This is a genomic window from Citrobacter sp. S-77, from assembly GCF_963864895.1.
Lineage (GTDB): Bacteria > Pseudomonadota > Gammaproteobacteria > Enterobacterales > Enterobacteriaceae > Citrobacter > Citrobacter murliniae.
Genome location: NZ_CAWLWU010000002.1, coordinates 5,028,576 through 5,043,285 on the forward strand (window position 1 = coordinate 5,028,576; position 14,710 = coordinate 5,043,285).

14 protein-coding genes are annotated in these 14,710 nt (G+C 52.8%); 3 read left to right on the top strand and 11 right to left on the bottom strand.

The genetic code is table 11. From position 1 onward, the window contains the following. Nucleotides 1-84: 84 nt before the first annotated feature. From glpX to AACS05_RS24510, 3 genes are all read right to left on the bottom strand, one after another. Nucleotides 85-1,095, bottom strand: a complete 1,011-nt coding sequence (glpX, locus tag AACS05_RS24500) for a class II fructose-bisphosphatase (RefSeq protein WP_045449305.1) — start codon at nt 1,093-1,095, stop codon at nt 85-87. 133 nt (nt 1,096-1,228) lie between these two features. Next, a complete protein-coding gene (gene glpK / locus AACS05_RS24505) occupies nt 1,229-2,737 on the bottom strand; it encodes a glycerol kinase GlpK (protein ID WP_045449312.1) in 1,509 nt (502 codons plus the stop codon). Between the two features lie 22 nt (nt 2,738-2,759). Next, nucleotides 2,760-3,605, bottom strand: a complete 846-nt coding sequence (locus tag AACS05_RS24510; RefSeq protein ID WP_045449313.1) for an MIP/aquaporin family protein — start codon at nt 3,603-3,605, stop codon at nt 2,760-2,762. Between the two features lie 428 nt (nt 3,606-4,033). Here AACS05_RS24510 and zapB point away from each other — a divergent pair, with 428 nt between their 5' ends. Further along, nucleotides 4,034-4,279 (top strand): septal ring assembly protein ZapB, encoded by a 246-nt coding sequence (gene zapB / locus AACS05_RS24515; RefSeq protein ID WP_005121725.1) that lies wholly within the window; start codon nt 4,034-4,036, stop codon nt 4,277-4,279. Between the two features lie 217 nt (nt 4,280-4,496). Here zapB and rraA read toward each other — a convergent pair whose 3' ends face one another. The 7 genes from rraA to priA form a co-directional block, all read right to left on the bottom strand. Continuing rightward, nucleotides 4,497-4,982, bottom strand: coding sequence for a ribonuclease E activity regulator RraA (gene rraA, locus AACS05_RS24520; RefSeq protein ID WP_045449315.1), 486 nt, complete (start codon nt 4,980-4,982; stop codon nt 4,497-4,499). 92 nt (nt 4,983-5,074) lie between these two features. Further along, nucleotides 5,075-6,004 (bottom strand): 1,4-dihydroxy-2-naphthoate polyprenyltransferase, encoded by a 930-nt coding sequence (gene menA / locus AACS05_RS24525; RefSeq protein WP_045449316.1) that lies wholly within the window; start codon nt 6,002-6,004, stop codon nt 5,075-5,077. Nucleotides 6,005-6,071: 67 nt separating this feature from the next. Beyond that, complete coding sequence (gene hslU, locus AACS05_RS24530; RefSeq protein WP_045449318.1) at nt 6,072-7,403, bottom strand: HslU--HslV peptidase ATPase subunit; 1,332 nt, start codon at nt 7,401-7,403, stop codon at nt 6,072-6,074. Nucleotides 7,404-7,412: 9 nt separating this feature from the next. Next, nucleotides 7,413-7,943: an ATP-dependent protease subunit HslV gene (hslV, locus tag AACS05_RS24535; protein ID WP_003028805.1), complete on the bottom strand. Its 531-nt coding sequence runs from the start codon at nt 7,941-7,943 to the stop codon at nt 7,413-7,415. Nucleotides 7,944-8,034: 91 nt separating this feature from the next. Beyond that, nucleotides 8,035-9,015, bottom strand: coding sequence for a cell division protein FtsN (gene ftsN / locus AACS05_RS24540; RefSeq protein ID WP_071829066.1), 981 nt, complete (start codon nt 9,013-9,015; stop codon nt 8,035-8,037). Between the two features lie 93 nt (nt 9,016-9,108). Continuing rightward, nucleotides 9,109-10,134, bottom strand: a complete 1,026-nt coding sequence (gene cytR / locus AACS05_RS24545; RefSeq protein WP_045449321.1) for a DNA-binding transcriptional regulator CytR — start codon at nt 10,132-10,134, stop codon at nt 9,109-9,111. Nucleotides 10,135-10,291: 157 nt separating this feature from the next. Beyond that, on the bottom strand, nt 10,292-12,490 hold the full coding sequence (gene priA / locus AACS05_RS24550) for a primosomal protein N' (protein WP_045449323.1): 2,199 nt from the start codon (nt 12,488-12,490) through the stop codon (nt 10,292-10,294). Between the two features lie 204 nt (nt 12,491-12,694). Here priA and rpmE point away from each other — a divergent pair, with 204 nt between their 5' ends. Then, nucleotides 12,695-12,907, top strand: coding sequence for a 50S ribosomal protein L31 (gene rpmE, locus AACS05_RS24555; protein ID WP_008787040.1), 213 nt, complete (start codon nt 12,695-12,697; stop codon nt 12,905-12,907). A 54-nt stretch (nt 12,908-12,961) separates the two neighbouring features. Here rpmE and metJ read toward each other — a convergent pair whose 3' ends face one another. Next, nucleotides 12,962-13,279 carry a met regulon transcriptional regulator MetJ gene (gene metJ, locus AACS05_RS24560; RefSeq protein WP_003862042.1) on the bottom strand — a complete coding sequence of 106 codons (318 nt, stop codon included), beginning with the start codon at nt 13,277-13,279 and terminating at the stop codon, nt 12,962-12,964. 270 nt (nt 13,280-13,549) lie between these two features. Between metJ and metB the strand changes: the two genes are divergently transcribed. After that, a complete protein-coding gene (gene metB, locus AACS05_RS24565; RefSeq protein ID WP_045449327.1) occupies nt 13,550-14,710 on the top strand; it encodes a cystathionine gamma-synthase in 1,161 nt (386 codons plus the stop codon).

Consider the following 14,710-nt stretch of genomic DNA (forward strand, 5'->3'; position numbering starts at 1 on the left):
GTCTGATTTGCTTGCCTTATCTTCGTTCGCTGAACAAAAAAATTCCAGTCCCGGAGGACTGGAAAGCTCAATCAAACAAATCTGTTACAGGATGTGCGCCTGCACATCAGGATCTTTGCGATCCAGGTAGTGAATGGATTGAATGCGGCGGATCGTGCGCGATTTCCCGCGGATCAGCAGTGTTTCAGTGGTTGCGATATTGCCTTTACGGCTAATCCCTTCCAGCAGGTCGCCTTTGGTGATCCCGGTCGCTGAGAAAATCACATTGTCGCTGCGCGCCATTTCGTCCAGACGCAGCGCTTTGCCTGCTTCAATGCCCATTGCCTGGCAACGAGCCAGTTCCTGTTCGCCAATGCGACGATTCTCTTCGCTGTCGCCCTTGACGTCGTGACGTGCCAGCAGGCGGCCCTGCATGTCGCCATCCAGTGCGCGGATTACGGCAGCGGAAACTACGCCTTCCGGTGCGCCGCCGATACCGTACAGTACGTCGACTTCGCTGTCTGGCATGCAGGTCAGAATTGAGGCGGCGACATCGCCGTCAGGAATGGCAAACACGCGTACGCCCAGCTTCGCCATCTCAGCGATAACTTCATCATGACGAGGCTTTGCAAGGATGGTGACGGTCAGCTCACCAAGTGGTTTACCGAGTGCGGCAGCAATGTTACGCAGGTTAGCTTCCAGCGGCAGATTCAGGTCGATTGATCCTTTCGCACCAGGGCCGACAATTAGCTTTTCCATATACATATCCGGCGCGTTCAGGAAGCAGCCTTTATCACCGACAGCCAGTACTGCCAGGGCATTCGCCTGGCCCATTGCTGTCATGCGCGTGCCTTCGATTGGATCGACAGCTATGTCCACGGCATCGCCGAGACCGGTCCCAACCTTCTCACCGATAAACAACATTGGTGCTTCATCGATTTCGCCCTCACCAATAACAATAGTGCCGTCGATGTTGACCTGGTTGAGCATAATACGCATGGCGTTCACCGCCGCGCCGTCAGCGATGTTTTTATCGCCGCGACCCAGCCATTTATAGCCAGCCAGTGCGGCTGCTTCGGTCACGCGTGAAAATTCAATGGCAAGTTCTCGTCTCATTGCAAACTCGTAGCAGAAAGGAATGGCGCGAAGTGTAGCACAGGGTAAGGGGCTGGATTATTGATGTGTGTGCGTGTGCAGGGTTGAGAAGGTTTTGCCGGATAAGGCGTTAACCCCATCCGGCATTTCAGCATTACTCTTCGTGGTCTTCCCACGCAAGGGCGCGTTTGACCGCTTTTTTCCAGCCGCTGTAACGGAAGTTACGCTCTGTGGTTTCAATACCAGGGCGGAATTCACGTTCAATAACAGCTTTTTCCTGCAACTCATCCAGATTCTGCCAGAAACCTACGGCCAGGCCTGCCAGGTATGCGGCACCCAGTGCGGTAACTTCGCGGACTTCCGGGCGCTCAACGCGAGTGCCGAGAATGTCTGACTGGAACTGCATCAGGAAGTTGTTGGCAACCGCACCGCCATCAACACGCAGTGCGTGCAGACGAATACCGGAGTCGGCCTGCATCGCTTCCAGAACATCACGGGTCTGGTAAGCGATAGACTCGAGCGTTGCGCGGATGATGTGGTTAGAGTTTACGCCACGGGTCAGACCGAAAATCGCGCCACGGGCATACGGGTCCCAGTACGGTGCACCCAGACCAGTGAATGCCGGAACAACGTACACGCCGTTGGTGTCTTTCACTTTGGTGGCAAAATATTCGGAGTCGAAAGCATCGCTGATGAGTTTCATTTCATCACGCAGCCACTGGATGGATGCGCCAGCCATAAACACCGCACCTTCCAGCGCGTAGTTCACTTCTCCGGTTGGGCCACAGGCGATGGTGGTCAGCAGTCCGTTTTCGGACTTAACCGCTTTCTCACCGGTGTTCATCAGCATGAAGCAGCCGGTGCCGTAGGTGTTTTTCGCCATCCCTTCCTTCACGCACAGTTGGCCGAACAGCGCAGCCTGCTGGTCGCCTGCGATACCGGAGATTGGAATACGTGTGCCACCTTTACCACCGATGTTGGTCTGACCGTAGACTTCGGAGGAACGACGAACTTCCGGCAGCATTGCGCGCGGGATGTCCAACGCATCCAGCATCTTGTCGTCCCAGTCCAGGGAGTGGATGTTGAACAGCATGGTACGTGAGGCGTTGGTGTAATCCGTTACGTGTACACGTCCCTGAGTCATTTTCCAGATAAGCCAGGTATCCACTGTACCGAACAGCAGTTCACCGCGACGAGCGCGCTCACGAGAACCTTCTACGTGGTCAAGGATCCACTTTACTTTGGTGCCGGAGAAATACGGGTCAATTACCAGGCCGGTGTTGTTACGGATGTAATCTTCCATCCCGTCGCGCTTGAGTTTCTCGCAAATATCAGCGGTACGACGACACTGCCACACAATGGCGTTATAGATAGGTTTACCGGTCTCACGCTCCCAGACGATAGTGGTTTCACGCTGGTTAGTAATACCAATCGCTGCAATTTCATCGGAACTGATATCGGCTTTCGCCAGCACTTCTACCAGCGTGGAGCTTTGGGTCGCCCAAATTTCCATTGGGTCGTGTTCTACCCAACCTGCTTTCGGGTAGATTTGCTCGAATTCGCGTTGTGAAACGCTAACGATATTTGCATCGTGGTCCATCACGACCGCGCGGGAGCTGGTGGTGCCCTGGTCGAGCGCAACGATATATTTTTTCTCAGTCATAATTTTTTGTCCCGTAGTCACATTACTGCGAAGCTTTTTGTTGAGTGTTGGCCGCAATGTCTTTCTCTTCAATCGCGCAGACATCGCACGGTAAATGGCGACCAATCAGTTTGCGATATGCCCATGCGCCCAAAATCGCGCCGGTAATCGGGCCAAACACCGGTACCAGGAAGTAAGGAATATCGCGACCACCTGTAAAGGCAATCTCACCCCATCCTGCGAGCCCGGCGAATAGTTTCGGCCCAAAGTCACGAGCCGGGTTCATCGCAAAACCGGTCAGTGGACCCATGGAGGCACCAATAACGGCAATCAATAAGCCGATCAGCAGGGGTGCCAGCGGACCACGAGGTACACCGTTACCATCGTCGGTCAGTGCCAGAATCAGCCCCATTAGAATAGCGGTAATGACCATTTCAACCGCGAAGGCCTGCACAAAATTGATATGCGGGTTCGGGTAGGTGGAGAAAGTACCAGCCAGACCCAGGCTCTCGGTACTGCCGCGCACGATATGGTTAGTTTGTTCGAAATCGATGAAAAGATTGTAATAAAGCCCGTAAACCAATGCCGCTGCGCAAAAGGCGCCGGCAATTTGCGAAATAATAAAAGGTACTACTTTGCGTTTGTCAAAACACGCAAACAACCAGAGTGCGATTGTGACTGCTGGGTTCAGGTGTGCACCAGAAACGCCTGCCGTCAGATAGATAGCCATCGCTACCCCCAGACCCCAGATGATACTGATTTCCCACTGACCAAAAGTAGCGCCAGCCACTTTAAGTGCAGCAACACAGCCCACACCGAAGAAAATCAACAACCCGGTACCGAGGAATTCAGCAATGCACTGGCCTTTTAAGGTTGATGTTTGACTCATAATCGGATCCTGAAGAGAGTTTAATGTTTATTGTGTTCGAGAAGGTCACTGACATCCCCGGAGCCGGTAGGCACACTGTTAATTTATCGTTAACGAGCAAAAACGAGAAATATCGAAATTGAAATGTGTGTACTGCATCAACAAAATGAGCGTTATCGCGCCATAACGAGGTATTTGTTATACAAAAAGAGTGTGAGCTGAATCATTTCATTAACCAATATGTTAACACTTTTGAGTTATGCGCTGTCTGTCACCAGGACAAAGATTAAAAGTGTTGCAAACCGCAATCTGCGCGGGATGCTGCTGGACAGGGATGGCGCGGCTTCATACAATCGGAGCTAAGTAGAGTGCGCTCGTTTTTATTAAGGCGTCGCCGGTTATCGGGACGAGGATTTTTATCCATCAACGCCTTGCAATTCAGGAGAGGTATGACGATGTCATTAGAAGTGTTTGAGAAACTGGAAGCAAAAGTACAGCAGGCGATTGATACCATCACGCTGTTGCAGATGGAAATCGAAGAGCTGAAAGAAAAGAATAACTCACTGTCGCAGGAAGTTCAGTCTGCACAGCAGCAGCGTGAAGAGCTGGAGCGTGAGAATAACAGTCTGAAAGAACAGCAGAATGGCTGGCAGGATCGTCTGCATGCTCTGCTCGGCCGTATGGAAGAAGTCTAATTACGCTTTATCTTTCGCGCCGTAGCAGCGTTGGCTGCGCTTAGTTACCCCCAGTCTCGTAGTTTACTACGCTCCTGGGGATACCTTCGTTTGCCGCCTTGCTACAACACGAAATCTCTCGCGTAATCGCCCCTACGTGTAGGCTGGATAAGGCGCAAGCTGCTTCCGGTACTCAGCGATAACGCATAAAAAAGGCACCTTGCGGTGCCTTTTTTGATCACTCGATATCGAGCGGGTCTTCGGAAAGGATTATCCCGGTATTGTCGGCGTACAGATGGTCGCCGGAGAAGAACGTCACGCCACCAAAGTTGACGCGCACATCGCTTTCCCCGGTTCCTTCACCTGCGGCACCCACCGGAATAGCGGCAATCGCCTGAATGCCGATGTCCAGTTCTTCCAGATCGTCCACCTGGCGGACTGAGCCGTAGATGACCAGACCTTCCCACTCATTCTGTACAGCCAGACGAGCCAGTTCGGCATCGACCAGCGCACGACGGACAGAACCGCCGCCATCGACCAGCAGAATTCGACCACGGCCATTTTGTTCGAGCAGATCGTACAGCAACCCGTTGTCCTCGAAACATTTTACCGTGATGATTTGTCCGCCAAACGACGACCGTCCCCCAAAGTTAGAGAACAGCGGTTCCACGACGTTGACATCTTCCTGATAGATGTCACAAAGCTCGGATGTATCGTATTTCATAGGCTTAACGTTCAGTTGCTGCGAGAATTTTTAGTATATCGCGCTATGTGTACTGTTGGCAAAATCATCAATTGTTAATTGATATTTGTCAGTTAAAGGGACCACTGACTTAAGAAAATCCCAACAACAAACAGTAAGTTAGTTAATAGCGCAGCTTTCACGGTGCGTTCCAGCATTGGGCGCATCGCTGTAGGATCCATCTCATGCATCACATATCTTGCCTGTTTGATCAGCAACGGAGCGGCCAGAATAAACAGCCATCCCCACAAACTTTGCAGCGAGAACAGGTTAAACAGTGCCAGGCAAACCAGCGTACCCATCAGCAGGCAGGCATGGTAACGACGGGCATTGACGGCGCCTAAACGTACAACAAGCGTGTTTTTGCCATTTTCTCTGTCGCTGTTGATATCGCGCAGGTTATTGATATTGAGCACGGCGGTTGCCAGCAGACCGCAGGCCGTTGCCGGCAAAATCAACGCGGGAATAAGCGTATGCGCCTGCAGATACCAGCTCCCCATAACGCTGAGCCAGCCGAAGAAGACCAGCACGGAAATATCGCCCAGGCCAATATAGCCGTAAGGACGATTACCTACGGTATAAGTGATAGCTGCGATAATCGACAGGCCGCCGAGTATCAAAAAGCCGACAAAATCAGTCAGCGTGTGGCAGGCCACTGCTACCAGCGCCAGACCGGACAAGCAGATTAAGACCACGGTGATAATCAACGCGCGCTTCATTTCCTGCTGCGTGATGACCCCTTTTTGCATTCCACGTAACGGCCCTATGCGGTCGGGCTTGTCGCTGCCTTTGACAGCATCGCCATAGTCGTTCGCAAGGTTGGACAGAATTTGCAGCAGTCCTGCCGTGATTAATGCCAGCAGAGCAACCAGCGGATCGAAATACCCTTGCCACCATGCTAATGCCGTACCGACGATGATCGCCGCGAAGGCGAGCGGTAAGGTCTTAGGTCGTAAACTTTCCAGCCAGGCTTGTGAGCGGCTAATTTGTTGTTGTTCAGTCATATTTAGCGCCAATAAAAATGGGGCTTTATCAGCCCCATCAACAGTGATGAAAATGCATTGAACGCGATTATAGGATAAAACGGCTCAGATCTTCATCTGCGACCAGCGCATCCAGATGTTTGCTCACATATTCGGCATCAATTGTGATGCTTTGGCCGTTCAAATCGCTCGCATCATAGGAAATATCTTCCATCAGACGCTCGAGAACGGTATGCAGACGACGTGCACCGATGTTTTCGGTGGTTTCGTTGACCTGCCAGGCCGCTTCGGCAATACGTTTAATACCTGATTCAGTGAAGTCGATATTCACGCCTTCGGTCGCCATCAGCGCTTTGTACTGCACGGTGATAGAGGCATTCGGTTCAGTCAGAATACGCTCGAAATCGCTGGTGGTCAGCGCCTGTAGCTCGACGCGGATTGGCAGACGACCCTGCAGTTCTGGGATCAGGTCAGACGGTTTCGCCACCTGGAACGCGCCGGAGGCGATAAACAGTATGTGATCGGTTTTCACCATGCCGTGCTTGGTGGAGACGGTGCAGCCTTCAACCAGCGGCAGCAGGTCGCGCTGTACGCCTTCACGGGACACATCCGGACCAGAAGATTCACCGCGCTTACAGATTTTGTCGATTTCGTCGATAAACACGATCCCGTGTTGTTCAACGGCGTCGATAGCTTCCTGTTTCAGCTCTTCCGGGTTGACCAGTTTCGCCGCTTCTTCTTCAATCAGCAGCTTCATCGCATCTTTAATTTTCAGCTTACGCGGTTTTTGTTTCTGGCCGCCTAAGTTCTGGAACATGGACTGCAACTGGCTGGTCATCTCTTCCATTCCCGGAGGCGCCATGATTTCTACGCCCATCGGTGCAGCAGCGAGATCAATCTCAATCTCTTTATCGTCCAGTTGGCCTTCACGCAGTTTTTTACGGAACGCCTGACGTGCAGCGGAAGGTTCCTGCGGCTGTTCTGACTGTCCCCAGTTATTTTTGGCTGGAGGAATCAGCACATCGAGAATACGTTCTTCCGCCATTTCTTCTGCACGGAAGCGGTTTTTCTCGATAGCCTGAACGCGAACCATTTTAATGGCTGCGTCGGTTAAATCGCGGATGATGGAGTCAACTTCTTTACCAACATAGCCGACTTCGGTGAATTTCGTTGCTTCAACTTTGATGAACGGCGCGTTGGCCAGTTTTGCCAGACGGCGGGCAATTTCGGTTTTACCGACACCGGTTGGACCAATCATCAGAATGTTTTTTGGCGTGACTTCATGGCGCAGCTCTTCGTCGAGCTGCATACGGCGCCAGCGGTTACGCAGGGCAATCGCCACGGAACGCTTGGCGTTATCCTGGCCGATAATGTGTTTGTTCAGTTCGCTGACAATTTCGCGTGGGGTCATTTCAGACATGGGGGATCCTTACGCTTTGGAGTTCAATTCTTCGATGGTATGGAAGTGGTTGGTATAAATGCAGATATCCCCTGCAATATCCAACGCTTTCTCAGCAATCTCGCGTGCGCCAAGCTCGGTGTTTTCCAGCAGAGCGCGTGCTGCAGCCTGGGCGTAGGGACCGCCGGAGCCGATGGCAATCAGATCGTTTTCTGGCTGGATGACATCGCCATTACCCGTGATGATGAGCGATGCAGTTTCATCTGCAACGGCCAACAATGCTTCGAGTTTGCGCAGCATACGATCGGTTCGCCAGTCTTTCGCCAGTTCAACGGCAGCTTTCACCAGATGACCCTGATGCATTTCCAGTTTGCGTTCAAACAATTCAAACAGCGTGAATGCATCCGCAGTGCCGCCCGCAAAGCCCGCAATGACTTTGTCGTTGTACAGACGGCGGACTTTTTTCACGTTGCCTTTCATTACGGTGTTACCCAGTGTGGCCTGACCATCACCGGCGATTACCACATGGCCGTTACGGCGTACGCTTACTATTGTTGTCACGAGCAGACCCCTTGGTTACAAATGCAGAATACAGGCCCCGCACAGTGTACGGGGCGTAATGCAAGTATAGATGGGGGGGATTTTGGGGGTTTCAACCCCCGGTAGCGAGTCGAATGCAGTTTGTGTGGCCAGCCACTTTCAGACGACTGATAGTGTTGTCGGCATTTTCTTTGCCTTTGAGCGGGCCAATGACCACGCGATTCCAGCCGTTGTTGGTGGTTATGCGGGAATTGAAGCCCTCAAAGGCCAACTGTGCACGCACAGTTTCTGCCTGCTCAGCCCCTTTAAATGATCCACACTGAACCATCCAGCGACGTTCATCTTTTTTCTCTGCCGTCTGTTTTGGCGCTTCTGTTTCATGCGTAATCGGCGCGGCTGGTTGCGTTTTCGGCTGAGCAGCTGTGGTATGCGCTGGCGTCTGCAACAGATCCTGGTACGGCTGTTGGGCCGCCGGTTTTGGCTGCGTTTGACGCGGCTGTTGTACCGGCGCAGCTTGTACCGTACGCGTTTGTTGCTGTTGCTGGTAAGGTTGTTCCGTTACCCGCGTACGCGGCTGCTGAGCCTGTTGCTGTGCGTTGGTCCACTGCTGTTGCTGCACCTGACGCTGGCGCTGCAGTGTTTGCTGGCGTTGTTCAGGCGTTTGTTCGTTCCACGGTACCTCATTGAGCTGCGTGGGCTGCTGACGCATATCAGCCTGCATTTGCGCCAGGAGCTGACGCTGCTCATTGGTAAGCTGATCGGCGTTAAGCACTTCACCGCCAGCAGAAGGTTCGGTTGGCGCACGCACGCCCGGCTGGCGGCTTTCCAGCTCTTTGATGTATCGCCAGCGTTCTTCCGGTTTCGGTGGGATCCCATTACCGGTGACTTTCTGGCTTTGCAGCGTTTCGGACTCTTCTTTCTTGTGATGCGTAATGAAGTACAGACCACCGATAAAGGTCACAAGTACGGCTGCCGCAATAGCGACCATCGCGGGGGATACCGCTGACGTATTGCGTTGCTTTTTCCGTGAAGTGCTCTTTTTGCGCCGCGAAGGTGCCGGTTGGCCGCGACGTACATAATCTCGTTGTGCCACTATCGTTTCGCTGTATTTATTCGTTCGTCAGCCCGCCATGTTACTTAAGCGGCGGGCCTTTGACCAGACAGGGGAGTCCGAAAGCACTTTACTTTAAGTCAATGCCCGCGTAGAGCCCCGAATAATAAGCTCACAGTCCAGTAAACGTGAGCCACTACTGACGTTATGCCCTTGTAATTGATCGAGCAGTAACAGCATAGCTTCACGTCCGATATCGAAACGCGGCTGTGCAACGGTTGTCAGGGGTGGATCACAAAATTCTGTGAGTGAAATGTTATCAAAGCCAATAATGGATAAATCGTCAGGTACTTTTAAGCCCTGACGTTTGGCATATGAGAGTGCGCCCAGCGCCATGACATCGCTGTGACAGAAAACAGCGGTAGGCGGCTGTGGTAGCTCAAGCAGCTGTTTCAGTGCGTTTGCACCTGCTTCATAGGTAAAATTACCGCGCGCGATAAAATGTGGATCGACCGTAATCCCGCTGCGGCGCAACGCCTGAACGTAACCTTGCAGGCGGTAGTGACACAGTGGCATATCCTCTGGCCCGGCGATACAGCCAATACGCTGATGACCCAGTTCAAGCAGATAGTTCATCGCATTAAACGCAGCGGTGAGGTTATCAATATGAACGGTGGGGAGCTCCAGCTCTGGCGCGAATTCGTTGGACATCACCATCGGTGGCAAATTGCGTTGCTCTTCCACGCTGGCATCAAACGGCAGACGTGAGCTAAGCAGTACCATGCCATCGATCTGCTTGGTGATAATGAGGTTAAGAAAAGTCTTTTCCTCCTGGTTCTGGTGCGCGCAATCACCGATCAGCACCAGGTAACCCTGCTCTGCGGCGGTGACCTCAATGCCCCGGATAATTTCACTAAAGAACGGGTCGCAAATATCCGGAACAATCACCAGAATGGTACGTGATTCATTGCGCTTAACGTTGCGCCCCATCGATTGGGGGAGATATCCCACTTCCAGCGCGGCCTGCTCAACCCGGCTACGGGTGGACTGAGAGACTTTGTCCGGGTTCATTAATGCACGGGAGACGGTTGCCGTGGAGACTTTCGCCTTCAGGGCAACATCTTTCATCGTAGCGGCAGCGACCTGCTTATTCGGTTTCACTCTTTCTCCTCGCCAGAGAGCTGCTGGCGCAGACCTGTCCCTGGGTAACCTTCATTTGAAATATTTTTATCAGATAGTGAATAGAAGCAGTTACAGAATTTTCATAAAAAGTGTGATGGATATTTAATTTTACGATCCGCCTCGCATCATGAGGGGGCTATCCCTCAATGGGATCGACATCCAACACCCATTTGACCTTGCGTGCATCAGGCAGCGTATTGATTAACGCCAGTGTCCCGCTAACGATATGTTGCAGTCGAATGCGTGACGGATGTTGCAACAAAATTTGCCAGCGATAACGGCCGCCACGCTTGGGTGCCAGTGCAGGAACCGGGCCGAGCACCCAGAGTTTGTCGTCGGCCAGCGGACTGGCCTGAATCAGATTGCGCAGTTGCTGCAGGAACATCGGTGCATGCTGATTGTTATGGTCTTCTGCCCGTACGATCACATGGCTGGTCCACGGTGGAAGCTGCAGCGTTTGGCGTTCGGCCAGTGCCTGTTCGGCAAAGGCGTCATAACCTTTATACAGCAAGGTTTGCAGCAGTGGATGTTCAGGGTGGTGCGTTTGCAGCACCACTTCACCCTGTTTACCGGCACGGCCTGCACGCCCGGATACCTGTGTGTAAAGCTGGGCGAAGCGCTCTGCTGAACGAAAATCTGCCGAGAATAGCGCCCCGTCCACATCCAGTAATGCCACCAGTGTGACGTCCGGGAAGTGGTGACCTTTTGCCAGCATTTGTGTGCCGATAAGAATTCGTGCGCCGCCGCGATGCACTTCTGCCAGATGCTGCTCCAGCGCCCCTTTACGGCTGGTGGTATCGCGGTCAATACGCGAAATCGGTACACCTGGGAAGAAGGGGGCTAAAGCCTGTTCAAGCTGTTCGGTGCCGAGTCCGACCGGTACCATATGCGTAGAACCGCAGGAAGGACACTGACGCGGTATGGGACGCTGACTGTCACAGTGGTGGCAGCGCAAATGATGCTGCGCCTGATGCAGCGTGTAGTAGTGATCGCAGCGCGGGCATTCGGCAATCCAGCCGCAGTCGTGGCATAGCAGTGCAGGGGCAAATCCCCGGCGATTAAGAAAGAGAATTACCTGATTATCCGCCTGCAGATGCTGACGCATGCGGGTGATAAGCGCAGGAGCCAGTCCGGCCTGTACCTGCTGACCTTTTAGATCCAGTACGTGCTGAATGGCAGGACGCGCATTTCCGGCGCGGCGCGTCAGGCGCAGCATACGGTATTTTTTTTGCCGCACGTTGCACAGCGTTTCCAGCGCCGGAGTGGCCGACCCGAGAATAATAGGGATCTGCTCGCTGTGGGCGCGGTAAACCGCCAGATCGCGGGCGTGATAGCGCCAGCCTTCCTGCTGTTTATAGGAGCTGTCATGCTCTTCGTCGATGACAATTACGCCGAGATTTTTAAACGGTGTAAACAGTGATGAACGCGTACCGATGACAATCGCCGCTTCACCATTTTTCGCTTTCAGCCAGGCAGAAAGACGTTCGCTGTCATTCAGACCGGAGTGCAATACTTCTACCGGAGCATTGAAGCGTTCGCGAAAGCGGGCAATGGTTTGTGGTGTCAGACCAATCTCCGGCACCATCACCAGCGCCTGTTTGCCCTGGGCGAGGATATTTTCCAGTACGCTCAGATAGACTTCTGTTTTGCCAGAACCCGTCACGCCTGCTAGTAGCCAGGCGCTAAAATAGTCTGATTCGCTGTGAATCGCTCCAACGGCAGTGGCCTGTTCGGTATTTAGCCGTAACCGCTCACCGGAAACGGCGTAGTGCGTGCGCCAGTCACTGAAACCTGGCGTTTCGCTCGCCAGGTCGCAGAGACCTTTTTTACGCAGTGCTTGTAATGCGGCGTCATTAAATTCGAGTTCAGCCACCTGGTCACGCCAGATTTTTCCCTGGCGTAGCGCTGCCAGCGCCTGCTGTTGTTTGGGGGAGCGCTTCAGGCTGTTTAAATCAATAACTTGACCTTCTTCGGTGGCAAACCAGTACCACATTGGCGCGTTAGTGGCAGGTCTGCCCTGGCGTAGCAGAATAGGCAAAGCATGAAACAGCACGTCGCCAATAGGGTGGTGGTAATAATCAGCAGCCCACAGCAGTAAACGCCAGACGGAGGAGGAATAGACCGGTTCGCTGTCCAGTACCTCAATCACGGCTTTTAATTCATTCAGCGGCAGTTCGCTTTGCTCGCTTACCGACAGGACAATGCCGACACGCTCCTGCTGCTTGCCAAAGGGCACACGTACGCGACACCCGGCTTTGGCGTTCATGCCTTCCGGCAAGAGGTAGTCAAAGGTGCGGGGTAGCGGGACGGGTAAGGCAACGTGCGCAACGGGCATTTAATCATCCTGACTTGAATTCTGGCGGGTTAGTATACACATTAGTGAGAAGCGGAATGCGGATCAGTTTGCATGAGCAGGTTAATTTCTGTATGATTCGCCGCCTTTGATACAAATTTGTATCACTGACCTATACTATTAACATCGCGTGGTGTCTGGCGTTAGGGCTGGAAGAGCGACGCGGCCTTAAACCGAGGTTTCCCCATGAAAAAAGATATTCACCCGAAATACGAAGAAATTACTGCAAACTGCTCTTGCGGTAACGTCATGAAAATCCGCTCTACCGTCGGTCACGATCTGAACCTGGACGTGTGCGGTCAGTGCCACCCGTTCTATACTGGCAAGCAGCGTGATGTTGCTACCGGTGGCCGTGTTGATCGCTTCAACAAGCGTTTCAGCATCCCGGGCAGCAAATAAGTTTTTCTGCTGTCAAAAAAAAGCGCCTTACGGCGCTTTTTTTGTACCCGGCGTTTAGTATTCCCACGTTTCCGGGTCGATCCCCAGTTCACGCATAATTACCTTCGCCTCTTCAGGAATTTCATCACTGCGTTCTTTACGCAGATCATCATCGTTGGGTAACGGTTGCCCGGTAAAGGCATGCAGAAACGCTTCACACAGCAGTTCGCTGTTGGTGGCGTGGCGCAGGTTGTTCACCTGACGACGCGTGCGTTCATCGGTAAGGATTTTTAACACCTTCAGAGGAATGGAAACCGTAATTTTTTTGACTTGCTCACTCTTCTTACCGTGCTCAGCGTATGGGCTGATATATTCGCCGCTCCATTCAGCCATGAGATACCTAATCCTCTTTGTCATTTATATTGAGGCCGGAAACTGAGCCCGAGCCATAATTTCATTGCGCGTAGTTTATCGTAGTGGCGAGGCCCTGACACGAAGTTAGCCATCGCAGATGTGCGCTAATGCATATAATTTTAACGGCTATTTCCAGTTTGCTCAATCTATACGCAAAGAAGTTTAGATGTCCAGATGTATTGACGGCTATTGTAACAATGATTACTCTGGTGCCTGACTTTTCACCGGCTCAGCCAGGAACTCCTCAATATGACGCGTAAACAGGCCACCATCGCAGTGCGTAGCGGATTAAATGACGACGAGCAGTACGGTTGCGTTGTCCCGCCGATTCACCTTTCCAGTACCTATAACTTCACCGGTTTTAATGAGCCGCGAGCCCATGACTATTCACGTCGCGGCAACCCGACGCGTGATGTCGTCCAGCGCGCGCTGGCTGAGCTGGAAGGAGGGGCTGGTGCAGTGCTGACCAATACTGGCATGTCGGCGATCCATCTGGTGACTACGGTGTTCCTGAAGCCTGGTGATTTACTGGTGGCGCCACACGACTGTTACGGCGGCAGCTATCGTCTGTTTGACAGTCTGGCGAAGCGCGGTTGTTATCGCGTCCTGTTTGTCGATCAGGGTAATGAGCAGGCGCTCAAGGCGGCACTGGCGGAAAAACCGCAGTTAGTGCTGGTGGAAAGCCCGAGTAATCCCCTGTTACGCGTGGTCGATATTGCGAAAATCTGCCAGCTGGCGCGTGAAGCTGGCGCGGTGAGTGTTGTGGATAACACTTTTTTAAGCCCTGCACTGCAAAATCCACTGGCATTGGGCGCCGATCTGGTGTTGCATTCATGCACGAAATATTTAAACGGTCACTCTGATGTGGTGGCTGGCGTAGTGATTGCGAAAGATCCTGAAACGGTCACTGAGCTGGCATGGTGGGCGAATAATATTGGCGTAACCGGCGGCGCATTTGATAGCTATCTGCTGTTGCGTGGCCTGCGTACTTTGTCACCGCGTATGGAGGTGGCACAACGTAATGCTCAGGCGATTGTGGACTATTTGCAAACCCAGCCGCTGGTGAAAAAACTGTATCACCCGTCACTGCCGGATAATCAGGGGCATGAGATTGCCGCGCGCCAACAAAAAGGTTTTGGCGCGATGTTGAGTTTTGAACTGGATGGTGATGAGCAAACGCTGCGTCGCTTCCTGGGCGGGTTGTCGTTGTTTACGCTGGCGGAATCATTAGGGGGAGTTGAAAGTCTGATCTCCCACGCCGCAACCATGACACATGCGGGTATGGCACCAGAAGCGCGTGCTGCTGCCGGAATTTCTGAAACGCTGCTGCGTATCTCCACCGGTATTGAAGATGGCGAAGATTTAATTGCCGACCTGGAAAATGGCTTCCGGGCTGCAAACAAGGGGTAA

Excerpts from the sequence above, each read along its gene's own strand:
- metJ (WP_003862042.1), bottom strand. The coding sequence starts at position 13,279 with ATGGCTGAATGGAGCGGCGAATATATCAGCCCATACGCTGAGCACGGT.
- priA (WP_045449323.1), bottom strand. The coding sequence starts at position 12,490 with ATGCCCGTTGCGCACGTTGCCTTACCCGTCCCGCTACCCCGCACCTTT.
- metB (WP_045449327.1), top strand. The coding sequence starts at position 13,550 with ATGACGCGTAAACAGGCCACCATCGCAGTGCGTAGCGGATTAAATGAC.
- zapB (WP_005121725.1), top strand. The coding sequence starts at position 4,034 with ATGACGATGTCATTAGAAGTGTTTGAGAAACTGGAAGCAAAAGTACAG.
- glpX (WP_045449305.1), bottom strand. The coding sequence starts at position 1,095 with ATGAGACGAGAACTTGCCATTGAATTTTCACGCGTGACCGAAGCAGCC.
- AACS05_RS24510 (WP_045449313.1), bottom strand. The coding sequence starts at position 3,605 with ATGAGTCAAACATCAACCTTAAAAGGCCAGTGCATTGCTGAATTCCTC.
- glpK (WP_045449312.1), bottom strand. The coding sequence starts at position 2,737 with ATGACTGAGAAAAAATATATCGTTGCGCTCGACCAGGGCACCACCAGC.
- rraA (WP_045449315.1), bottom strand. The coding sequence starts at position 4,982 with ATGAAATACGATACATCCGAGCTTTGTGACATCTATCAGGAAGATGTC.
- hslU (WP_045449318.1), bottom strand. The coding sequence starts at position 7,403 with ATGTCTGAAATGACCCCACGCGAAATTGTCAGCGAACTGAACAAACAC.
- menA (WP_045449316.1), bottom strand. The coding sequence starts at position 6,004 with ATGACTGAACAACAACAAATTAGCCGCTCACAAGCCTGGCTGGAAAGT.
- rpmE (WP_008787040.1), top strand. The coding sequence starts at position 12,695 with ATGAAAAAAGATATTCACCCGAAATACGAAGAAATTACTGCAAACTGC.